Source organism: Parahaliea mediterranea, from assembly GCF_003402235.1.
GTDB classification, from domain to species: Bacteria; Pseudomonadota; Gammaproteobacteria; order Pseudomonadales; family Halieaceae; genus Parahaliea; species Parahaliea mediterranea.
The window spans coordinates 336,280-358,901 of record NZ_QEWO01000003.1; the positions used below are offsets into that span (position 1 = coordinate 336,280).

At 63.5% G+C, this 22,622-nt stretch carries 19 protein-coding genes and 1 riboswitch; of the genes, 4 read left to right on the plus strand and 15 right to left on the minus strand.

What is annotated here, in order from left to right:
- Positions 1–14 precede the first annotated feature (14 nt).
- The 5 genes from DDZ17_RS10985 to rpsL all read right to left on the minus strand — a co-directional run bounded on the left by DDZ17_RS10985 (position 15) and on the right by rpsL (position 6,848).
- Complete coding sequence (locus tag DDZ17_RS10985) at positions 15–1,892, minus strand: TonB-dependent receptor domain-containing protein (protein ID WP_116366782.1); 1,878 nt, start codon at positions 1,890–1,892, stop codon at positions 15–17.
- Positions 1,893–2,129: 237 nt separating this feature from the next.
- Positions 2,130–2,316, minus strand: a riboswitch (cobalamin riboswitch).
- Between the two features lie 128 nt (positions 2,317–2,444).
- A complete protein-coding gene (tuf, locus tag DDZ17_RS10990) occupies positions 2,445–3,668 on the minus strand; it encodes an elongation factor Tu (RefSeq protein ID WP_116366783.1) in 1,224 nt (407 codons plus the stop codon).
- Between the two features lie 39 nt (positions 3,669–3,707).
- Positions 3,708–5,813 carry an elongation factor G gene (gene fusA / locus DDZ17_RS10995; RefSeq protein WP_116366785.1) on the minus strand — a complete coding sequence of 702 codons (2,106 nt, stop codon included), beginning with the start codon at positions 5,811–5,813 and terminating at the stop codon, positions 3,708–3,710.
- Positions 5,814–5,849: 36 nt separating this feature from the next.
- Positions 5,850–6,320: a 30S ribosomal protein S7 gene (gene rpsG / locus DDZ17_RS11000; protein ID WP_116366787.1), complete on the minus strand. Its 471-nt coding sequence runs from the start codon at positions 6,318–6,320 to the stop codon at positions 5,850–5,852.
- Positions 6,321–6,476: 156 nt separating this feature from the next.
- Positions 6,477–6,848 carry a 30S ribosomal protein S12 gene (gene rpsL / locus DDZ17_RS11005; RefSeq protein ID WP_007230799.1) on the minus strand — a complete coding sequence of 124 codons (372 nt, stop codon included), beginning with the start codon at positions 6,846–6,848 and terminating at the stop codon, positions 6,477–6,479.
- Between the two features lie 412 nt (positions 6,849–7,260).
- Between rpsL and fusA (DDZ17_RS11010) the strand changes: the two genes are divergently transcribed.
- Complete coding sequence (fusA, locus tag DDZ17_RS11010) at positions 7,261–9,348, plus strand: elongation factor G (protein ID WP_116366789.1); 2,088 nt, start codon at positions 7,261–7,263, stop codon at positions 9,346–9,348.
- Between the two features lie 95 nt (positions 9,349–9,443).
- On the opposite strand, the gene DDZ17_RS11015 is transcribed toward fusA (DDZ17_RS11010), so the two are convergent.
- Entirely contained in the window at positions 9,444–11,072 is a 1,629-nt protein-coding gene (locus DDZ17_RS11015) for a methyl-accepting chemotaxis protein (protein ID WP_206613522.1), read from the minus strand.
- 312 nt (positions 11,073–11,384) lie between these two features.
- Between DDZ17_RS11015 and DDZ17_RS11020 the strand changes: the two genes are divergently transcribed.
- Positions 11,385–12,734 carry an alginate export family protein gene (locus DDZ17_RS11020; protein ID WP_157976577.1) on the plus strand — a complete coding sequence of 450 codons (1,350 nt, stop codon included), beginning with the start codon at positions 11,385–11,387 and terminating at the stop codon, positions 12,732–12,734.
- Positions 12,735–12,738: 4 nt separating this feature from the next.
- Here the strand turns inward: DDZ17_RS11020 and DDZ17_RS11025 are convergent, their stop codons facing one another.
- The 9 genes from DDZ17_RS11025 to nrdR all read right to left on the minus strand — a co-directional run bounded on the left by DDZ17_RS11025 (position 12,739) and on the right by nrdR (position 19,449).
- Complete coding sequence (locus DDZ17_RS11025; protein WP_206613523.1) at positions 12,739–13,377, minus strand: retropepsin-like aspartic protease family protein; 639 nt, start codon at positions 13,375–13,377, stop codon at positions 12,739–12,741.
- Between the two features lie 151 nt (positions 13,378–13,528).
- Complete coding sequence (locus DDZ17_RS11030; protein ID WP_116366795.1) at positions 13,529–13,996, minus strand: phosphatidylglycerophosphatase A family protein; 468 nt, start codon at positions 13,994–13,996, stop codon at positions 13,529–13,531.
- On the minus strand, positions 13,993–14,937 hold the full coding sequence (gene thiL / locus DDZ17_RS11035) for a thiamine-phosphate kinase (protein ID WP_116366797.1): 945 nt from the start codon (positions 14,935–14,937) through the stop codon (positions 13,993–13,995). The genes DDZ17_RS11030 and thiL overlap by 4 nt, the downstream gene beginning before the upstream one ends.
- A 78-nt stretch (positions 14,938–15,015) precedes the next feature.
- Positions 15,016–15,420 (minus strand): transcription antitermination factor NusB, encoded by a 405-nt coding sequence (gene nusB, locus DDZ17_RS11040; RefSeq protein ID WP_116367259.1) that lies wholly within the window; start codon positions 15,418–15,420, stop codon positions 15,016–15,018.
- 67 nt (positions 15,421–15,487) lie between these two features.
- Positions 15,488–15,961, minus strand: coding sequence for a 6,7-dimethyl-8-ribityllumazine synthase (gene ribH, locus DDZ17_RS11045; RefSeq protein WP_116366799.1), 474 nt, complete (start codon positions 15,959–15,961; stop codon positions 15,488–15,490).
- Between the two features lie 36 nt (positions 15,962–15,997).
- Positions 15,998–17,101 carry a 3,4-dihydroxy-2-butanone-4-phosphate synthase gene (ribB, locus tag DDZ17_RS11050; protein ID WP_116366801.1) on the minus strand — a complete coding sequence of 368 codons (1,104 nt, stop codon included), beginning with the start codon at positions 17,099–17,101 and terminating at the stop codon, positions 15,998–16,000.
- Positions 17,102–17,120: 19 nt separating this feature from the next.
- Positions 17,121–17,783 carry a riboflavin synthase gene (locus DDZ17_RS11055; protein WP_116366803.1) on the minus strand — a complete coding sequence of 221 codons (663 nt, stop codon included), beginning with the start codon at positions 17,781–17,783 and terminating at the stop codon, positions 17,121–17,123.
- Between the two features lie 86 nt (positions 17,784–17,869).
- Positions 17,870–18,976 (minus strand): bifunctional diaminohydroxyphosphoribosylaminopyrimidine deaminase/5-amino-6-(5-phosphoribosylamino)uracil reductase RibD, encoded by a 1,107-nt coding sequence (gene ribD / locus DDZ17_RS11060; protein WP_116366805.1) that lies wholly within the window; start codon positions 18,974–18,976, stop codon positions 17,870–17,872.
- A gap of 2 nt (positions 18,977–18,978) precedes the next feature.
- A complete protein-coding gene (gene nrdR, locus DDZ17_RS11065; protein WP_116366807.1) occupies positions 18,979–19,449 on the minus strand; it encodes a transcriptional regulator NrdR in 471 nt (156 codons plus the stop codon).
- 155 nt (positions 19,450–19,604) lie between these two features.
- Between nrdR and DDZ17_RS11070 the strand changes: the two genes are divergently transcribed.
- Positions 19,605–21,506: a gamma-glutamyltransferase family protein gene (locus tag DDZ17_RS11070; RefSeq protein ID WP_116366808.1), complete on the plus strand. Its 1,902-nt coding sequence runs from the start codon at positions 19,605–19,607 to the stop codon at positions 21,504–21,506.
- The gene (locus DDZ17_RS11075) at positions 21,490–22,602 is read left to right on the plus strand and encodes an AraC family transcriptional regulator (protein ID WP_116366810.1); all 1,113 of its coding nucleotides are present in this window, start codon (positions 21,490–21,492) and stop codon (positions 22,600–22,602) included. Before DDZ17_RS11070 ends, DDZ17_RS11075 begins: the two co-directional genes overlap by 17 nt.
- Positions 22,603–22,622: the final 20 nt, after the last annotated feature.

A 22,622-nucleotide genomic window follows, 5' to 3' on the forward strand; every position in this document is an offset into this window, starting at 1 on the left:
CAGCCCCTCGCCGCCTACAGAGTGTAGCTCAGGCCAAGCTGCACGTTCAGCCCATCCTGGTTGTAGCCCTCATCGAGCTGGTAGTTTTTGTCCAGCAGGTTATCCACCCGCAGACGGGCCACCAGCCCCTGCCAAAGCGTGTATTGCGCGCGCACGCCCAGCGTTGCATAGCCGGGCAGCGAGGCGCTGTTATCCGCATTGGTATAGCGCCTGTCCTGGGCCTTCAGGGACAGGCCGAACTGCCAGGGCCCGAAGGGACGATCGATATTGAGCACAAAGTTGGAGCGCGCCCGGTTGGGCAGCAGGTGATCGGTGCTGTCATCCCGCGCCTCGACATAGGTGTAGGACGCCTCCAGCTGCCACTCGCCCAGTGAGGCGCCAGACATAAACTCCGCCCCCTGGATGCTCGCATCCGCCACGTTGTAGGGGCGATAAACAAAATCGGCACCGGGCGCCCAGTTGATCAGGTTCTCCACCGTGTTATCGAACCAGGTCAGGGACCAGTGCCACTGGCTGTAGTCGCCGCGAATACCCAGCTCCCGGTTGTCCGACGCCTCCGGCACGAGGTCTGGATTGCCAGCGGTATAGGCACTGGCCGGCCAGTACAGGTCGTTGAAGGTGGGGGCCTTGAAGCCCTCGGCCCAGCTGGCAATGATCCGGTGCTGCTGGCCGACATCGAGCCCCAGTGCGATGCTGCCGGTCGTTTCACGGCCAAACTCCTCGTTGTCGTCCGCGCGTGCACCCAGCACCACATCCAGCAGGGAGAAGCCCAGCTGCACTTCGCCAATCCAGGCCTCGTTGCTGCGGCTGGACACCGCCTGGCCGTCGCGCTCGTACGCCGAGCTGGCGTCCACCGCGTCGTCGTAATACTCGTACGCCACCGTCAGGATGCTGTCCTTGGCCACGGTAAAGTCGTTCTGCCAGAACAGCTGGTCGCGGGTGGTGCGAAAATGGCCGGTATTGGCCCCGGTGACATCGTCGTAGTTATCGGTGTCGTCGGTGGACACGCCCAGCGACAGGGTACTCAGCCAGAAGTCGGTGACCGGCAGGCGGCCGCGCAGGTTGAGGTTCTGGGTCCAGCCGTCGCTGTAGGGCTGCTCGTCGGGGCCGTAGGCGTTGTCGTATTCGTTGCGGGTGTCTATGGCCAGGTAGCGCAGGGCAAGGTCTGCGCCGCTGTCGAAGGTGTAGCCCAGGCTGGCGTTCATAGACTGATTGCGGTAGCCGTCGTCGTCGGCGTTAAAGCCGCTGTCGTCCACCAGATTGTCGATGCCGTCGGTTTCCAGATAGGACAGGTTGGCACCATAGCGCCAGGCGCCACTGTTGCCACTGGTGCCGGCGGCAAACTGGTAGGCATTATGGCTGCCGCCCGAGCCGCTGACGTAGCTGCCGGGGGTTCCGCTGCCATCGCGGGTGAATATCTGCACCACACCGCCAATGGCATCGGAGCCATAAAGGCTGGAATGGGCGCCGCGCACCACCTCGATGCGCTCGATCTGGTCGGGGTTGATGTACTGGAAACTGGTGCTGCCGAGGGTCGCGCTGCCCACCCGCTGGCCATCAACCAAAAACAGGGTGTGGTCGCTGGCATTGCCGCGGATAAACAGGCTGGCAGTGGAGCCCGGGCCGCCGCTCTGGGTGATATCAATGCCGGGCACCTTGTCGAACACATCCACCAGATCCAGCGGCTGCAGCACGTCCAGATCCTTGCGGCTGACCAGGGACACCGACGACAGCGCCTCTGATAGGGGCTGCGCCGTGCGGGTCGCGGTTACGATGATTTCTTCCTGGCGGGCATCGTCAGCCAGTACGGGAGCCATTGGCAGCAGCGCCAGTGACAGGGCGCCTGCGAGCGGACGCAATACCGCCGGGGCGGGAATAGAACAGGTATTCATGATAAATCCTCATACGCTTTAAGGCAGTGCGTAAGAGGGAGGAAAACACGAGACATGACCCTGGCCGGGTCGCGCCTGCATCGGAAGCCCTCCGCTTCTTCACTGCATGACAGTTGGGTCAGGCAGGACGCTAAAGGGAGGTTCGGGATACAAGCCAACTGGCCGGAAAACGGCTGGTGGCAGTGCTCCAAGAAGCCCGCCGCTTCGTCGTCATACCGCTGCGCGCACTGCGCTGCCAATGGCAGGCCGTACCAGGCCGGTTTCGGGCTTGGGAGCAGAACGCTCCGGACCGTTGCGGGGGCAGCGAAGGCATTGTCGGCGGCGGCCATGAGATTGCCGCGACGCACCTTACTTCCCGTTTACCCTGTCCCAGACCTTCCCGGCTGGGGAAGGTCGAACAGGCACCTGTTGCAGGCGCGGGAGTATACAGGCGCCAGCTACGCGAAGTAAACGCGGATGCGCTGCCACCATCAAGCAAACAGGCAAAAACGAAAAAGCCCGGCACAGGGCCGGGCTTCTTGGGCTGGCTAGCCGCTTACGCGACCGCCGTCATCACTCGATGACTTTGGCGACAACGCCGGCGCCAACGGTGCGGCCACCTTCACGGATCGCGAAGCGCAGGCCATCTTCCATGGCGATCGGGGCAATCAGGGTAACAACCATCTGGATGTTGTCGCCCGGCATGACCATCTCAACACCTTCGGGCAGCTCGCAGGAGCCGGTCACGTCGGTGGTGCGGAAGTAGAACTGCGGACGGTAGCCCTTGAAGAACGGGGTGTGGCGGCCACCTTCGTCCTTGGACAGTACGTAAACCTCGGCCTCGAACTTGGTGTGCGGCGTCACGGAACCCGGAATCGCCAGTACCTGGCCGCGCTCCACTTCTTCACGCTTGGTGCCACGCAGCAGGATGCCCACGTTCTCGCCCGCACGACCTTCGTCCAGCAGCTTGCGGAACATCTCAACACCGGTGCAGGTGGTCTTCTGGGTGTCTTTGATACCGACGATCTCGATCTCGTCACCCACCTTGATGATGCCACGCTCTACACGACCGGTGACCACGGTGCCGCGGCCGGAGATGGAGAACACGTCTTCTACCGGCATCAGGAAGGCCTGGTCGATGGCGCGCTCGGGCTCCGGAATGTAGCTGTCCAGGGTCTCAACCAGGGTCTTCACGGCGGTGGTGCCCAGGCCATTCTCGTCTTCACCGTTCAGGGCCATCAGGGCAGAGCCGCAGATGATCGGGGTGTCGTCGCCCGGAAATTCGTACTGGTCCAGCAGCTCGCGCAGCTCCATTTCAACCAGTTCTTTCATCTCTTCGTATTCCTCGGAGTCCGCACCGCCGCAGTCTTCTGCCAGCAGGTCGGCCTTGTTCAGGAATACCACGATGTAGGGAACACCCACCTGACGGGACAGCAGGATGTGCTCGCGGGTCTGGGGCATGGGGCCGTCGGTGGCGCCACACACCAGGATCGCGCCGTCCATCTGCGCCGCACCGGTGATCATGTTCTTCACGTAGTCGGCGTGCCCGGGGCAGTCAACGTGTGCGTAGTGACGGCTCGGGGAGTCGTACTCAACGTGGGAGGTCGCGATGGTGATGCCGCGCTCTTTCTCTTCCGGTGCGTTGTCGATACCGTCAAAGGCAACGGCTGAGCCGCCCCAGGTCTCTGAGCACACGCGGGTCAGGGCCGCGGTCAGGGTAGTTTTACCATGGTCAACGTGACCAATGGTGCCCACGTTGACGTGGGGCTTACTACGTTCAAACTTTTCCTTTGCCACTTTGAATCACCTCTATGGGTTTGCTAAAAAAATGAATGGTTACGCGTTCTTGGAAATAATTTCCTGGGCGATGTTGTTCGGCGCTTCGGCGTACTTCAGGAACTCCATGGTGTAGGTCGCACGGCCCTGGGTGGCGCTGCGCAGGTCGGTCGCATAGCCGAACATCTCGGCCAGCGGCACCTCGGCGTTGACCACCTTGCCGGACACCACATCGTCCATGCCGGAGATCATGCCGCGGCGGCGGTTCAAATCGCCCACCACATCACCCATGTTCTCCTCGGGTGTGACCACCTCCACCTTCATGATGGGCTCCAGCAGCACCGCGCCGCCCTCGGTGGACAGCTTTTTGGTGGCCATGCTGGCGGCAATCTTGAACGCCATTTCGTTGGAGTCCACATCGTGGAACGAGCCGTCGTAGAGCGTTGCCTTCAGGCCCAGCAGGGGATAGCCCGCCAGTACGCCGTTCTGCATCTGCTCTTCGATGCCCTTCTGCACCGCCGGAATGTATTCCCGGGGCACGATACCGCCCACAATCTCGTTGACGAATTCCAGGCCCTCGGCATTTTCGTCCTCGCCCGGCTCGAACTTGATCCAGACGTGGCCGTACTGGCCGCGACCACCGGATTGGCGGACAAACTTGCCTTCGATCTCGGCGACGTTGCGAATCGCCTCGCGATAGGCCACCTGGGGCTTGCCGATGTTGGCCTCGACGCTAAATTCGCGGCGCATCCGGTCGACAATAATATCCAGGTGCAGTTCACCCATGCCGGAAATAATGGTCTGGCCGGTTTCCTCGTCGGTCTTTACCCGGAACGAAGGGTCTTCCTGGGCCAGTTTGCCCAGGGCAACACCCATTTTTTCCTGGTCTGCCTTGGAGCGCGGCTCCACCGCCACGGAAATCACCGGCTCGGGGAAGTCCATGCGCTCCAACACGATGGGCTTGTCGATGTCGCACAGCGTGTCGCCGGTGGTGACGTCTTTGAGGCCCACGGCGGCGGCGATATCGCCGGCCAGCACTTCCTTGATTTCTTCGCGGCTGTTGGAGTGCATCTGCACCATGCGGCCAACGCGCTCTTTCTTCTCCTTCACGGAGTTGAACACGCCAGTACCGGATTCCAGCTTGCCGGAATACACCCGGAAGAAGGTCAGGGTGCCCACGAAGGGGTCGGTGGCGATTTTGAAAGCCAGGGCGGCAAAGGGCGCATCGTCGTCCGCTTCGCGGGTTTCGATGGTCTCGTCCTTGTCCAGCAGATGGCCTTCAATGGCCTTCACCTCGGTGGGCGAGGGCATATACTCGATGACGGCATCCAGCACCGCCTGAACGCCCTTGTTCTTGAAGGCGGAGCCGCCCAGCACCGGCACAATCTCGTTGGCCAGGGTGCGGGCGCGAATGCCCTGCTTGATCTCGGCCTCTGACAGCGTACCTTCCTCGAGGTACTTCTCCATCAGCTCCTCGGTGGCCTCGGCGGCGGCCTCGATCATGAACTCGCGCATCTCGGCGACTTCATCGGCCATGTCCGCGGGCACTTCGCCGTACTCAAAGGTCATGCCCTGATCGGCTTCATTCCACAGGATGGCTTTGTTCTTGACCAGATCGACCACGCCGCGAAATTCATCCTCGGCGCCGATGGTCATCTGCAGCGGCACCGGGTTGGCACCCAGGCGCGCCTTCAACTGGCCAATGACCTTGCGGAAATCGGCACCGGCGCGATCCATCTTGTTGACGAAGACCATGCGCGGCACTTCGTACTTGTTGGCCTGGCGCCACACCGTTTCGGTCTGGGGCTGCACGCCGGAAGAGCCGCACAGCACCACCACGGCACCGTCCAGCACACGCAGGGAACGCTCCACCTCGATGGTGAAGTCCACGTGTCCGGGGGTATCGATGATGTTGATGCGGTGCTCGTCGAACTGGGCGTCCATACCGCGCCAGAAGCAGGTGGTGGCAGCGGAGGTAATGGTGATACCCCGCTCCTGTTCCTGCTCCATCCAGTCCATGGTGGCGGCGCCGTCATGTACTTCACCGATCTTGTGGGAAAGACCGGTGTAGAACAGCACGCGCTCCGTGGTCGTGGTTTTACCCGCGTCCACGTGCGCGCAGATACCGATATTGCGGTAACGCTTGATGGGAGTCTTGCGTGCCACGTATAAATCTCCAGTAGCTGATTGCCAGGGAAGAGATTAGAAACGGTAGTGGGAGAACGCCTTGTTGGCCTCGGCCATGCGATGCACGTCTTCGCGCTTCTTGACCGCGTTGCCCTTACCCTGGGACGCGTCAATGATTTCGCCGGCCAGACGCTGGCGCATGGATTTCTCACCGCGGTTACGGGCGTACTCCACCAGCCAGCGCATGGACAGCGCTACACGGCGGGAGGGACGCACTTCAACCGGCACCTGGTAGGTGGCGCCACCCACACGGCGGGATTTTACTTCCACCATCGGGGCGATGTTTTCCAGCGCTTCGTCAAATGCTTCGAGGGGATCCTTGTTCAGTTTTTCCTGAACAATATCCAGCGCGCCGTAAACGATGGTTTCGGCGACGGATTTTTTACCACTGATCATCACGTGGTTCATGAACTTGGCCAGCGTTACGTTACCGAATTTCGGATCCGGCAGTACTTCGCGCTTGGCGACTACGCGTCTTCTTGGCATGTTGTTGCCCTTCTATCTCTTCAGGTGAATCCGAACACCGACCTGCCACATTAGGCGGGGGAGGCAGGGGTTCGGCCTTACTTAATGTCTCGTCAGCAGGAAATGCTTACGAACTTGCCCAGCTATCTCTCTTTGCTCTCTTTACAAAGGGACAGCTTATTTGGGGCGCTTGGCACCGTACTTGGAGCGACCGTTGCGACGGTCGGCTACGCCGGAGGTGTCCAGGCTGCCGCGGACGGTGTGGTAACGCACACCGGGCAGGTCCTTCACACGACCACCGCGAATCAGAACCACACTGTGCTCCTGCAGGTTGTGGCCTTCACCGCCGATGTACGAGGAAACCTCGTAACCGTTGGTCAGGCGCACACGGCAGACTTTACGCAGTGCGGAGTTCGGTTTCTTCGGGGTGGTAGTGTAGACGCGAGTACACACACCGCGGCGCTGCGGGCAGCTCTGCAGGGCGGGCACGTCGCTCTTTTCTACTTTGCGTTTCCGAGGCTTACGAACCAATTGGTTGATCGTTGCCATTCAGTTAGAACTCCAAAAATAAATCGTTTCGTTGCACGGCCCTTCAACAGTGGAGAGCCGCCCTCACCTGGGCGCCGGCATACCTGCTGCCAGCCTCAGGCCGGGGCCACCTAGACCAGCCACCAAACTGGCTGCAAAAAGGCATAGGAAACCACCCCCGGTTAAAGAGGAGGCGGAATTCTATAGATGGGGTATAGCGCCGTCAAGCCTGAATTGGGTATATTCGCCCCTGCGCCGCAGCAGCGCCCGGCCGGCCCTGGCGCACCCGCTCTTGCTTCATTATTAGGAGCACATCCGCACAATCACCCAAAAACGGTGGAAATACACAGCCGCGGCACTCCCAACCGGGTGTATTTTCCTGTACCCTTGCGCCCTGATTTTTTTGGCCAAATTTTAGTCACTGGAAGGTGTCATGTCTGACCTATCTCTCTATCGCAATATCGGTATCTTCGCACACGTCGACGCCGGTAAAACCACCACCACCGAGCGTATCCTCAAGCTCACCGGCAAGATCCACAAGCTGGGCGAGGTGCACGAGGGTGAATCCACCACTGACTTCATGGAGCAGGAAGCCGAGCGCGGCATTACCATTCAGTCCGCTGCCGTGACCTGTTCCTGGAAGGGTCACCGCCTGAACGTCATCGACACCCCCGGGCACGTTGACTTCACCGTTGAGGTGTACCGATCCCTGAAAGTACTGGACGGCGGCATCGGCGTATTCTGTGGCTCCGGCGGCGTTGAGCCCCAGAGCGAGACCAACTGGCGCTACGCCAACGACTCCGAAGTGTCCCGCATCATCTTCGTCAACAAGCTGGATCGCATCGGTGCCGACTTCCTGCGCGTGGTTGAGCAGGTCAAGAAGGTGCTGGGCGCCAAGCCGCTGGTAATGACCCTGCCGATCGGCCGCGAAGACGAGTTCAAAGGCGTTGTGGACCTGCTGGAAAACAAGGCCTACGTGTGGGATGACTCCGGCCAGCCGGAAAACTACAGCATTGAAGACGTGCCGGCCGACATGGTTGACCAGGTCGCCGAATACCGCGAGTACCTGATCGAAACCGCCTTGGAAATGGACGACGACCTGCTGATGGCCTACATGGACGGCGAAGAGCCCTCCATCGACGACATCAAGCGCTGCATCCGCAAGGGCACCCGCGATCTGGAATTCTTCCCCACCTTCTGTGGCTCCGCGTTCAAGAACAAGGGCATGCAGCTGGTGCTGGACGCCGTTGTCGATTACCTGCCGGCCCCCACCGAGGTGGACCCGCAGCCGCTGACCGACGAAGAAGGCAACGAAACCGGCGAGTTCGCCAAAGTGGACGCCGACGAGCCCCTGCGCGCGCTGGCGTTCAAGATCATGGACGACCGCTTCGGCGCCCTGACCTTTGTGCGCCTCTACTCCGGCCGCCTGAACAAGGGCGACACCATCCTCAACAGCTTCACCGGCAAGACCGAGCGGGTCGGCCGCATGGTGGAAATGCAGGCCGACGAGCGCACCGAGCTGAGCTCCGCCCAGGCCGGTGACATTATCGCCATCGTGGGCATGAAAAACGTGCAGACCGGCCACACCCTGTGCGACCCGGACCACCCCTGCACCCTGGAAGCCATGGTGTTCCCGGAGCCGGTAATCTCCATCGCCGTAGCGCCCAAGGACAAGAGCAGCGTCGAGAAGATGGGCATCGCCATCGGCAAGCTGGTGGCCGAGGACCCGTCCTTCCGTGTGGAAACCGACGAAGACTCCGGCGAGACCATCCTAAAGGGCATGGGCGAGCTGCACCTGGACATCAAGGTGGACATCCTCAAGCGCACCTACGGTGTGGAGCTGGTAGTGGGCAAGCCGCAGGTGGCCTACCGCGAAACCATCACCCAGGAAATCGAAGACAGCTACACCCACAAGAAGCAGTCCGGTGGTTCTGGCCAGTTCGGTAAGATCGACTACCGCATCCGACCCGGCGAGCCCGGCTCCGGCTTTGCCTTCACCTCCAGTGTTGTGGGCGGTAACGTACCGAAGGAATTCTTCCCGGCCATCGAGAAGGGCTTCCGGGTGATGATGGAAGAAGGTCCGATCGCCGGCTTCCCGGTGCTGGACGTTCAGGTCGAACTGTACGACGGTGGCTTCCACGCCGTGGACTCCTCCGCCATCGCCTTCGAACTGGCCGCCAAGGGCGCCTTCCGCCAGTCCATGCCCAAGGCCTCGCCGCAGCTGATCGAGCCGATCATGAAGGTGGACGTGTTCACCCCGGAAGATCACGTGGGCGACGTGATCGGCGACCTGAACCGTCGTCGCGGCATGATCAAGGACCAGGAGCCCGGCCCGACCGGCGTTCGCATCAAGGCGGATGTTCCCCTGTCCGAGATGTTCGGCTACATCGGCCACCTGCGCACCATGACCTCTGGCCGTGGCCAGTTCTCCATGGAGTTCTCCCACTACCTGCCCTGCCCACAGAATGTGGCGGAACAGGTTATAGCCGAAGTGGCGGAGCGCAAGAAGAAGGCCAGCTAAGCGGGCCTTTCGCCAGGGCGGCACCGCCGCCCATCCACAAAAAAGCCGGCTTCGCGCCGGCTTTTTTGTGTCCCGCATTTTGCTCCGGGGGCGGATCAGGCCGCCCGGCGCAGGGGCGGCGGTGAAGACAGGGACGCGGGCGGCGCCGGTACCGCCTCGCCCGCCTCGGCCTGCGCTACCTGCCCAAGCCGGAAGCTGGCGAGCAGGGCCATCAGGTTGTGAGCCTGCTGGCGCATCCGCTCGGCGGCGGTGGCGGTGCCCTCCACCATGGTCGCATTGTGCTGGGTCATCACGTCCAGCTCGGCAACGGCGGTGTTGACCTGACCAATGCCCTTGCTCTGCTCCTCGGCGCCGGTGCTAATCTCCTGGATAACCGCCGTCACTTTCTCAATGCTCTGGACTATCTGTTCCATGGTCTGACCGGCGCTCACCACCTGTTCCGCTCCCGCCCGGGTAATGCCCACCGAAGCCTCCACCAGGTCGCGGATTTCATGGGAGGCGTCACTGCAGCGCCCAGCCAGCGTGCGCACTTCCTGGGCCACCACGGCAAAGCCGCGGCCGTGCTCGCCGGCGCGCGCCGCCTCCACCGAGGCATTCAGCGCCAGGATGTTGGTCTGGAAGGCCACCGAGTCGATCAGGGTCACAATGTCGCGGATTTTTGCCGAGGATTCGTTGATCTTGTCCATGGTCTGCGCCACGCCGCGCATGTCGGCACTGCCCTGGCGGGCAATGCCCACCGCAGAATTGATCAGGCCATTGGCCTGCTGGGTGGCATCGGCGGTGTGGCGCACGGTGATGGTGATCTCCTCCATGGAGGCCGAGGTTTCATGCAGGTTGGCGGATGACTGCTCTGTGCGCGAGGCCAGTTCCTCAGCGCCGCGGGAAATATCCAGCGAGGCGCCACTCACCTGCTCGGCACTGGCGCGCACCGACAGCAGGGTGCTGTCCATGCGGCTGATAAAGGCGTTGAACTGGGCGGCCAGCTCGCCGATTTCATCGCCACGGCGGCTCTGGATGCGCGCTGTGAGGTCGCCATCCCCCTCGGTGATTTCGCGGATGCGCCCGCTCACCTGGCGAATCGCCCGGGACATCATGTGTGGGCCGACCATGGCAAGCAGCGCCGCCGCCACCCCCACTACCAGCGAAAAGCCGCCCACCCACCGCTGCTGGGTGCGCACCCGCGCCTGGGTTGCCAGGCCCAGTTCGTCCACCTTGCTATCCACCGCTTCGCCGGCTTGGTTATAGAGCTCGCGCAGCGCATCGAAGCTGGCCAGCGAAGCGCCGCCCAGGTGGGCCACGGCGGCCTCGGCATCACCGGCATCCACCCAATCCAGGGACTGGCCTGCCTGCCGCTGCCACTGCGCGTAGCGCTCGTCAAAGCCTTCCAGTGCCACCAGCACATCGGGATAATCCGACAGAATGGCGGCGAAGGCCGCGATGCGCGCCTGCGCCTGGGCGGCGTTTTCTTCAAACGCCCGCCGCAGGGCCTGGCGCTGGCCGGCGTCATCAAGGCTGTGTACATAGGCGGATTCCGCCATGCGCGCCTGGTACAGGTCGCGGTCGGCGTTGAGCACCTCCGATGTAGCGACGTTGAACACATCGCTGAACGACACCATACGGTCGCGCACCGAGTTGACCAGCAGCATGTCCAACACCGCCACAAAGATGAGTGACAGCGCCACCGCTACAAATGCGGCGCCATATTTGATATTGATACGATTCAACGTGAACGATGTTTTTGATACAGATGACGCTTTTGCTACTGGCGACATTTTGGACGTTGATGACACTAAGGTTTCTCCTGCCTGGCATGCTCGCCGGGCGACTTCAATCCGATGACAGCAGCGCCCGACACGCTGCCATTGCAAGGCTAATATCGGTGCCTGACGCACGATCTTTAGCCGTGTGGCGGTTTCCGCACCCCCGTGTCGCCTCAGGTGATGCACTGCGGCATTAAAGCCGCGCCCCTGGCGGGCGATAATGTCAGTACTTTCACCCCCAATCGGGAAATCCCCTACCCAGCGAGTATTTTATTGATGTTTTTTCAACCCAGGCCCGCACAGCGCACTGCCCGCTCCGCCCTGCTCTGCGGTCTTCTTGCCAGTGCCAGCGCCAGCGCCAACACACCAGACAGCAACCTGCAATTGCCCTCATGGCTATCACTGTCGGGCACCCTGCAAACCCGCGCGGAATTCCTGCACCAGGATTTCGACAGCGGCGAACGCGAGGATCACGCGCTGGTGGAGCGCACCACCCTGCGCGCCGATCTCGACTTTGAACACAGCGGCGCCACCGTGGAGTTGGCCGACAGCCGCATCTTCTGGGTAGAAGACGACACCCCGGTGAACAACGCCATGGTCAACCCGCTGGATATCCTGCAGGGCTATGTCTGGTTTGGCGGCGAACAGTGGCAGGTGAAGCTGGGACGCTTCACCCAGGACATCGGCAGCCGTCGCTTTATGGCGCGCAACCGCTACCGCAACACCATCAATGCCTTTGACGGGGTGAACGCGCGCTGGCAACTGGGCGAGACAGACGCCCTACGGGTTTTCTACAGCCTGCCGGTACAGCGCCTGTACAACGGCGACCCGCGCGACAACAAGATGAAAAGCGACCGCTCCTACGACAGCCAGCAGTTCGGTGGCCTGGTGTACGAGCGCGGCGGGCTGCCCTTCGACAGCCAGGGCGAGCTGTACCTGCTGACACTCAAGGAGCGCGACAGCGCCGACCTGCAAACCCGCAACCGCGAGCTGTACAGCCTGGGCGCACGCTGGCTGCGCGAGCCAAACGTGGCGCAGTGGGATCATGAGTTGGAGGTCCTGCAGCAGGAGGGCCGCTCGCGCCGCAGCAGCGCAGCCATTGACACCGCTTCGCTGGACCATTCCGCCAGCTTCCTGCACGCCGAGCTGGGCTATACCTTCGAGGCACCCTGGCAGCCCCGGCTGCAGGTGCACTACGACTACGCCAGCGGCGATCGCGACCCGACCGATGACGAGAACAACGGGCTGGATTCACTCTTTGGTGTGCCGCGCGGCGACTTCGGCCCCACCGGCATCTACCGGATTCTGGTGCGCAACAACATCAGCTCGCCCGCCCTGCGCCTGGAGCTGCAACCCGCCCCCAACTGGCGCCTGAACATGGAACTGCGTGATGCCTGGCTGGCCACCGCGTCGGCGCCAAGCCCCAGCAGTGGCCTGAACGACACCACCCCCAGCGGCGACAAGCACCTGGGCAGCCAGCTGGAAACGGTGCTGCGCTGGCAGGTCATCCCCAGCCGGCTGCGACTGGAAAGTGGCTTTACCTATTTCAATGCCAGCAACGCGCTTCAGGAGCGCGGCATTGACGACAAGTACTACCTGTACCTGCAGGCCAACCTGACGTTCTAGGGTTTTACCACTGGCGGCGGAGGGAGAGCACACCGCCCTCCTCGCTCAGACTGACGTGTCGCAGGTAGGTCATGCCCAGCAGAATATCCCGGGGGAAGCCGCCCTCGGCCACCACCGCCTGCACATTGTCGACCCGGATGCCGCCCACATCGACGCTGTGCAGTGTGACCGTCCATGCCCTGGCCACGCCGCTGGCGGTTTCCATGCGGGTGGGCTGGCCGCCGGCAACATCCACCCCCAGGCGGCGGGCGTGGTCGCTGTTCATGGCCACCACGTTGGCACCGGTATCCACAATCACCTGCATGCTGCGGCCGTTGAGATGGGCGGTGGTGCGGTACTGCAGGTGGGCGTCCCGGGGAATGCTCACCACCCGCTCCGTGGGGGCCTGGTAACTGCCGGTGATGCGCTGGTGCATGCGCACCGTCTGCCGCTGGCCGTTCACCTCCACCACCGCGGCCTTCGCGTCGGCGCTAATCAGCGTTACCCCGCCGTGGCTCTGCCCGGCGCGCAGGGTTTTGCGGGTGCCATCGATGGTGATCACCGCCGTGTTGGGCAGCAGGGCTTCCACCACCAGCGACACCGCCCCGGCGGGCGGGGCGATAAGCAGGCAGCAGGTGAACAGCATCGCCAGGGTTCGCGTCATCGCGGCGTCATCAATCGGAACATCGCCCCAGTATAGGGGCAGATGGGCGGTAGAGCTGGCTTCTGGCTGCATTTTTGCGGACTGCTTTGTGATCTGTTTTGCAGCCCGTCGCTTAACCTGTCTTGCAACAGGGGCCAAACAGCTTGCGGACTCAGCCCAGCAGTTGCGCCAGGCCCTGCAGGCAGGCCCAGGCCATCACCCCGGCCACCACGTCGTCCAGCATGATGCCCAGCCCGCCGTGCACGCGCCGGTCCAGCCAGCCGATGGGCCAGGGCTTGAGGATGTCGAACACGCGAAACAGCACGAACCCCGCCACCACCCACCACCAGCCCGCCGGGGCGGCGCACAGGGTAATCCAGTAACCGACGAATTCGTCCCACACGATGCCCGGGTGATCGTGCACGCCCAGGTCGCGGCTGGCCCGGTCGCAGACATACACGCCCAGCACAAAGGCCAACAGCAGAAACACCAGGTAGGCGGCTAGGTCGAGCTGCGCCGCCAGCAGGTAGAAGGGCACCGCCGCCAGTGTGCCAAAGGTGCCCGGCGCCTTCGGGGCAAGGCCGGAGCCAAAGCCAAAGGCCAGGCAGTGAACGGGGGATTTGAGGTTGGGCCGGCTCATGGGAAGTGCCGGTAGCCCGTCTGGTCGAGGTTCAAGCCGAGGTTCAAGCCGAGGTTCAGACCGCAGTCCACGCCCTCCCCCGCGGTCACTTCCCCGATGCAAGTGCACAGCGGCGGCAGCGGCGCGCCGGGCGGCAGGGTGAAGCACAGTTCGTAGTCGTCCCCGCCGGTCAGCGCCCAGCGCAGGGCCTGCTGCCGGTCGGGGTGGGCCTGCAGGGCGCCCGACAGGGGAATGCGCTCGGGGTCCACCACCAGCCGCACACCGCTGGCGGCGGCAATGTGGCCGGCGTCTGCCAGCAGGCCGTCGGAAATATCAATGGCCGCGCTCGCGCCATCGCGCAGCAGGCGCCCCAGTCCCAGGCGGGCCGAGGGGCGGTAGTAGCGCTGTTCGAGATAATCTGCAGCCTCATCGCTGCCGGGCCACTGCCCCTGCAGCACCAGCAGCGCCGCCGCTGCGTCACCAAGGGTGCCGCTCACGCAGAGCCGGTCGCCGGCACGGGCGCCGCTGCGCAGCAGGGCCGCGCCTTCCGGCACCGAGCCCAGCACCTGCACGGTGATCGCCAGCGGGCCGCGGGTGGTATCGCCACCCACCAGCGGCAGGTCGAAGGCGGACACCGCGGCGGCGACCCCTTCACTGAAGGTCTTCACCCACAGTTCGTCCGCTTCGGGCAGGGTCAGGGCCAGGGTCATGCCCAGTTGCTGGGCGCCGACCGCGGCCAGGTCCGAGGCCGCCACCGCCACCGCGCGAAAGCCAATGTCCTCGGGGAAAGCATCGGCCGGAAAGTGCACCCCGGCCACCAGGGTATCCATTGAGGTGGCGAGCACCTCTCCGGTGGGCACCTGCAACAGGGCGCAGTCGTCCCCCACGCCCAGGCGCACCCCGGGGCCGCGCCCGAGGGCCGCAAAGTAGCGGTAGATCAGTTCGAATTCGCTGGCGGCCATGGTCTTAGGACTTGTGCTTGGACTTTTGCTGAGAGTGGGCCTGGGATTGGCGTTGAGGCTGCGGCGCGCCGTGGCCAATCAGGCCCGGCCGGGGTGATCGGCGGCCACTTCCACCTGCCGCAGCTCACGCGCCAGCTTGTCCAGCACACCATTGATGTATTTGTGGCTGTCGGTGGCGCCGAATTTTTTTGCCAGTGCCACGGCCTCGTTGATCGCCACCTTGTAGGGCACGTCGATGCGATGCGCCAGTTCCCAGGTGCCCATGCGCAGCAGGGTGCGCTCGATGGGGTCGAGCTCTTCCAGTTTGCGATCCAGCAGGGGAGTGAAGGTCTCTTCCAGTTCGTCGACGCGCGCCGGCACCTCGTGCAGCAGGGCGCTGAAGTAATCGCTGTCGACGTGGTCGAAATCGTAATCGGTGCGAAATTCCGCCTCGATCTGGTTCAGCGGTGATTCGGCCATGTACCACTGGTACAGGGCCTGCATGCCGTAGTGGCGGGCCTTGCGGCGCTGGGCCGCCAGGGCATTGCCCGGGGGTTTGCTCACAGTCACCTCAGTCCAGCTGGCCCATCAGGCTGACCATCTCCAGCGCCGACAGGGCGGCTTCGGCGCCCTTGTTGCCGGCCTTGGTGCCAGAGCGCTCAACGGCCTGCTCGATGGAGTCCACCGTCAGCACACCGAAGGCCACGGGCACGCCGTGCTCCATGCTGACCTGGGCCAGGCCCTTGGTGCACTCGCCGGCCACGTATTCAAAGTGGGGCGTGCCGCCACGGATTACCGCGCCGAGGGCGATGATGGCGTCGTACTTGCCGCTCTTGGCCACTTTCTGGCACACCAGCGGAATTTCGAAGGCGCCCGGGGCGCGCACGATGGTGAGCTGCTTTTCGCTCACGCCGTGGCGGCGCAGGGCGTCGATGGCGCCTTCCAGCAGGTGTTCCACCACAAAGCTGTTCCAGCGGCCAACCACCAGGGCGTAGTTGCCTTTGGTGTGGGTGAAATCGCCTTCCAGGGTCTTGATGTTGTGCATATTGAGTATTCCGTGTTCGTCTGCGCGTGAATTCTACTAAGGCTCGATAAAGTCCAGCACCTCCAGGTCGAACCCGGAGATGGCATTGTACTTGATGGGGGCGCCGAGCAGGTGAATCTTGCCAACGCCCAGGTCCTTGAGGATCTGGGAGCCCAGGCCCACCGTGGTGTAGGTGTCGTCACCGCTGTGGCTTGGCGCCGGCTCTTCGCCCAGGGCCATATCAATGCTGGCCAGCAGCTGCTCGCTGCCCTCGCTGCGCGCCAGCAGCACAACCACCCCGCGATCCGCCCCGGCGATGTAGTCCAGGCACTTGCCCAGGCTCCAGGATGCGCCACCCGGCAATTCGGTGGTCACCAGGTCGCGCAGGGTGCTGGTGACATGCACCCGCACCGGCGTCGGCTCATCGGCGCGAATCTCACCCCGCGACAGGGCGATATGGACTTCGCCCATGGTCTGGTCGCGGTAGGCGGTCAGCCGGAACTCGCCGTGGGCGGTCTGGATGAGGCCCTCGCGCACCCGGCGAATGGTGCGCTCGTTGGCAAGGCGGAAGTGGATGAGATCCGCCACGGTGCCAATTTTCAGCTGGTGCTGTTTGGCGAACTCCACCAGCGCCGGCCCGTCCGCCAGCTCACCGGCCGGGGTCAGTATGTCGGCGATCACCGCCGCCGGCATCAGGCCCGCCAGGCGCGCGTAGTCAGACGCCGCCTCGGTATGGCCGGCGCGGGTCAGTACGCCGCCGGGCATGGCGGTCAGCGGGAAGATGTGCCCCGGCTGCACTATATCCGCCGGCACCGCGTGGGGCGCTACCGCCGCCTGCACGGTGCGGGCGCGATCGGCGGCGGAGATGCCAGTGTCGATGCCCACCGCCGCCTCGATGGACAGGGTGAAGTTGGACTTCTCGCCCCGGGCCTCGGCCACCATGGGTGGCAAATCCAGCTGGCGGCAGCGATCCTCGGTGAGGGTCAGGCAGACCAAGCCCCGGGCCTGGCGCGCCATGAAATTCACGTGGCCGGCATCGCAGTGCTCCGCCGCCACCATGACCACGCCTTCGTTGTGGCTCTCGGCGTCGTCGTCCAGCAACACCACCATCCGCCCCTGGCGAATGTCGCTGATCAGTTCGTCTACGGAATTGACGTGCATAAAAAATCCTTGTCGCGCCCTAGCGGCGCAAAAAACCGTTCTCGGCCAACGTTGCCATGGTCAGGCCGCCCGCCTGCGGGTTGGCAGCGGCCTCGCCCAGCACCAGGCGCTCCAGGTAGCGGGCGATCAGGTCCACCTCCAGGTTGACCCGGCTGCCCGGGGCGTAGGTGCCAAAAATGGTCTCGGCCATGGTCTGGGGAATGATATTCAGGTCAAACTCAGCGCCGTGCACCGCGTTCACCGTGAGGCTGGTGCCATCCACCGTGATGCTGCCCTTGTGGGCGATGTACTTGGCCAGCGCATCCGGAGCGCGCAGGACGAAACGAATAGAGCGGCCATCCTCGGCGCTGCTGACCACTTCGCCAACACCGTCCACGTGCCCGGACACGATATGCCCACCGAGCCGGCTGGCGGGCGTCAGGGCCTTCTCCAGATTGACCCTGGCGCCAACCTTCAGCGCGCCGAGGGTAGTGAAATCCAGGGTCTCGCGGCTCACGTCTGCCCAGTAACCATCCCCCGGCAGTTCGGTCACCGTCAGGCACACGCCATTGGTGGCGATGCTGTCGCCCAGGGCCACATCATCAAGAGGCAGCCCGGCGCTGCGCACCCGCAGGCGCAAGTCGCCGCCGCTGGGCTGCAGCGCGGCAATCTCGCCAACGGCCTGGATAATGCCTGTGAACATCTTGGAATCCTGTTGTTTGACGATTGGCTGGTGGCCCGCTGTGTGCGGCGGCGCACCATAGAGACGGCCGCCAGGCAGACAGTTGCTTAGCCGGCGGGCGCCAGGGTAAAACGCCAGTCGCTGCCCACCTGCCGCAGGTCGCTCACCGCCAGCGGCACTTTCTGCGCCATGCTGTCCAGGGGCAGGTGCAGCAGTGGATTGGCGTTACTGCCCATCAGCACCGGAGCCATGTACACGATCAGCTCGTCCAGCAGGCCGGCCTGCAGCATGGCCCCGGCCAAACGGGGGCCAGATTCTACCAGAATTTCGTTGCATTGCCGCGTGGCAAGCAGGGGCATTAATGCCGCCAGATCCAGCCCCGCCGCGCTGTGCGGCAACTCGGCCCGCTCTACCGCTGCCAGGTGCGGCGGCACCGGCGCGCCATCGGCGTGACACAGCAGCGTCGGGGCGGTGCCGGCAAGAATACGCGCCCCGGCCGGGGTTTGCAGGGCGCCATCCAGCACCACCCGCAGGGGCTGGCGCCGGCCCGCGCCCAGGGCGAGGGCGTCGGCATCGAGCTGCTCGGCGCGCACGGTGAGGGCGCAGTCATCCGCCAGCACGGTGCCAACGCCGGTGACAATGGCGCAGCTGGCCGCCCGCAGGCGCTGCACATCCTCGCGGGCAGCGGGCCCGGTAATCCACTGGCTTTCGCCACTGGCCATGGCGGTGCGGCCGTCCAGGCTCATGGCCAGCTTGGCCCGCACCCGGCCGTGGCCGCGGCGCATGCGGGCGATGAACCCGGGAATCACCGCCTCGGCCTCGCGCTGCAGCAGGCCGCAATCCACGGCGATGCCCGCCGCCCGCAGCGCCTTGAGGCCGCGCCCGGAAACCTGGGGGTTGGGGTCTTCCATGGCCGCCACTACCCGCGCAACCCCGGCGGCGACAAGCGCGTCGGCACAGGGGCCGGTTTTGCCGTGGTGGGAGCAGGGTTCCAGGGTCACATAAGCGGTGGCGCCACGCGCATCGCCGGCCATGGCCAAAGCCTCCACCTCGGCGTGGTTACCACCGGCCGGTTGGGTGGTGCCCTCGCCAATCACCTGGCCGTCGCGCACCAGCACACAGCCCACATGGGGGTTGGGAGCGGCCCAGAAACGCCCGCGCCGTGCGAGCTGCAGGGCCCGCGCCATCATGCGGGTATCGAAGGCAGAGAACATAATCAGGAGGTGCTGGTGGCGCTGTCGCTTTCCAGCCGCTCGATGGCATCGCGGAATTCGGCGATGTCCTGGAAACTGCGGTACACCGACGCAAAGCGCACGTAGGCCACCTGGTCGAGCTGTTTCAGGGAGTCCATCACCAGCTCACCCAGCACCCGCGAGCCCACTTCGCGTTCGCCGGTGGCGCGCAGGTCGTGCTTGATCTGGTTGATGGCGGCCTCGATGTCCTCGATAGACACCGGCCGTTTCTCCAGGGCGCGCTGGAAACCAGCGCGGAGCTTGTTCTCGTCGAAGGGCTCGCGATCACCGTTCTGCTTGATCACTCGCGGCATCACCAGTTCCGCCACCTCGTAGGTGGTGAAGCGCTCCTTGCAGCTTAGGCACTCGCGACGGCGCCGCACCTGGTCCCCTTCGGCAACCAGACGAGAGTCGATGACCTTGGTGTCATCGGCGGCACAAAATGGGCAGTGCATGGCCCTTCCCCTGAGTTAAGTGGCTGAAGACTAACATATTTTAGTCAGTGCCAAATCCGCACGCCCGGGCCGCTGTGAAAAATGACCAATCGCCAACAGGCGCGCCGGCCGGCGGCGGCTTTGTTATCCTGCACCCAAAGACACAAGGAGCCACCATGTCTATCACCACCCGACGCGCTTTGCTGGGCACCGCCTGCGCCCTGTCCCTTCTCACCGCGCCTTTGATCGCCCCCGTTGCCAACGCCCAGGCCACCGCCAAGCCGGTGCTGCACGGCAAGCACTGGGTGGCCATTACCGGCAAACCCCTGGGCGCCACCGCCGGGGCGATGATGTTCGCCCAGGGCGGCAACGCGGTAGACGCCGCCTGCGCCATGCTCGGCGCCAGTGCCACCATGTGGGATGTGCTCAGCTGGGGCGGCGAAACCCAGGCCCTGATCTACAACCCCCACACCGGCGAGGTAAAAGGCATCAATGCCCTGGGCGTGGCACCCACCGGCGCGACGCCCGACTTCTTCCGCGAGCGAGGCATGGTGTATCCGCCGGAATACGGCCCGCTGGCCGCCGTTACCCCGGGCACACCCGGCGGGCTGATGGTGATGCTGGCGGAATTCGGCAGCCTGAGCCTGGCGCAGGTGCTGGCCCCGTCCATGGAAATGGCCCGTGGATATCCCATCGAGGCCCAGCAGGCGGACAACATGGAGCGGCGCCGGGACGTCATCCTGCAGTGGCCGGACTCCACCCGCGTATTCCTGCCCCACTTGAACAACAAGGACAGCCAGCAGCGCGCGGCACCCTACCCCGGCGAAATTTTCAAACAGCCCGACCTGCTGGCCACCCTGAAAAAACTGGTGGATGCCGAAGCCCAGGCACTGGCCGCTGGCAAAAGCCGCAAAGAGGCCATCTACGCCGCCTATGACCGATTCTACAAGGGCGATATCGCCGCGGAGATTGTGCGCGCCACGCAAGAACACGGCGGCCTGTTCACCCGGCAAGACCTGGCCAACTGGCAGGTGCATATCGAAGAGCCGGTGACCACCAACTACCGGGGCATCGACGTCTACAAACTCACCACCTGGGTGCAGGGGCCGGCCATGCTGCAGGCGCTGAACATTCTCGAAGGCTATGACCTCAAGGCCATGGGCTACAACAGCAGCCGCTATATTCACACCCTCTACCAAGCCATGAACCTGGCCTTTGCCGACCGCGACTTCTACTACGGCGACCCCTACCTCCCGCCAGAGGAGCCGGTGACCGGGTTGCTGTCGAAACAATACGCCGCCGAGCGGCGCAAGCTCATCGACCCTGAACGCAACAACCCCGATGCCCGCCCCGGCGACCCCTATGCCTTCCAGCGTGGCAGCAATCCCTTCAAAAACCTGCTGGAGCAGTGGTCGCCCATTCCCCCCGCCGCCGATGCCGAGGGCGCCGAAGGCTTCCAGCAGGCTGGCCTGATGACACATGACGAGGGCTTTGTGGCCGGCACCACCTCCATCCAGGCGGCCGACGCCGAGGGCTGGGTGGTATCGGTAACCCCCTCCGGCGGCTGGGTGCCCGCCTTTGTGGCCGGCAACACCGGCATCGGCCTGTCCCAGCGCATGCAGAGTTTCGTGCTGGACGAGCGCATCAACCCCTACAACGTCGTTGCCCCCGGCAAGCGCCCCCGGGCCACCCTGACCCCCAGCCTGGCATTGAAGAACGGCAAGCCGCTGATGGCCTTTTCGGTGCAGGGCGGCGACACCCAGGACCAGAACCTGCTGCAGTTCTTCCTGAACATGGTGGAATTCGACATGAACGTGCAGCAGGCCGCCGAGGCCCACAACATCACCAGCTACCAGATGCAGAGCTCCTTCGGCGCCCACCAGAGCGAACCCGGGCGGCTGGAAGTGACCCACCAGGTCACGCCTTACACCCGCGCCGCGCTGAAGAAAATGGGCTACACCGTCGAAACCGTCGAGCGCACCTACTCGCCCATCACCGCCATCTGGTTTGACGCCGAGCACGGCACTATGTGGGGCGGCGCGTCGGATTACGGTGAGGATTATGGCATTGCGTGGTGATGGGCAGCCGGATAGTCAACTACCCGCTAGAAAAATCCAGCTACTTTTGCAGTATCTGCGTCAGGTAGGACTGGATTTGAAGTCCCTCACAGCGGGGACTCACCTGACAGCCGACCAGATGCTTTCACTACCACCTGGCCACCGGCTACCGGCCAGCTACTATTCCCGCGTGTACAGCGCCGCTGCACAGCGCATTGACAGCCCACTGATTTGGGGCGCTGGTGTTGGCAGCGAGAGCTTTGAAGTGATGTGTCACAGCATGATCGGCGCACTGACACTTGGAGATGCACTACGCCTCGCAACCCGCTTTGAATTGTTGCTGTTCAAAATCAACCGCTACCGCATGGCATTGATAGACGAGGGCACCGACGCAAGGGCCAAACTGATCTACGAGATTGATTTGCCGCTGCAAGGCTCACCATTGATTCCAACCGATTGGGAAAGAGGCCGGCATGCGCTGGCGATGGCCCGGGCATCTGGCTTGCGAACTTGGCACAGCCTTTGCGGCTGGCTAATAGGACAGCCCATGAACTGCATTGAAGTGCGAATCGCCGCTCCTCCAATCAATAAGAAATACCATAACGCATTAGCCGCCATCTTTAACTGCCCGGTATATTTCGATGCGATAGAGACGGCGCTCTACTTCGAGCCTGACCTTCTTGCGCATCGACTGGTACAAACCAGGCGCTCGCTGGAGGAATTTCTTAGCAACAGCGTTTACCACCTGATCACGCTCGACGACCCGAGCATGTCCACCAGTCAGGCGATACGCTCACTCCTCAGCGCCGACCTTTCCAAACGCATACCAAGTTTCAGCGAAATAGCTGCGATGCTCTATATGTCAGAATCCAGTCTGCGCAGGCGCCTGCAGGCAGAAGCCACCAGCTATCAGGCCATCAAAGATGAGGTACGCTGCGAAGTAGCGATGGATAGACTGTTGCACGACTATCCAGGGCTGGCTCCATTAGCCGAAATGCTCGGCTTTACTGAAGTCAGCTCGTTTGCGCGCTCATTCAAAAAATGGACCGGGGAAACGCCAAGCAACTACCGGCGACGGGCCATGGACGAAAACCACCCTGGCAACCTGGTTCGATAAACACCCTGCTGTATGTTCAT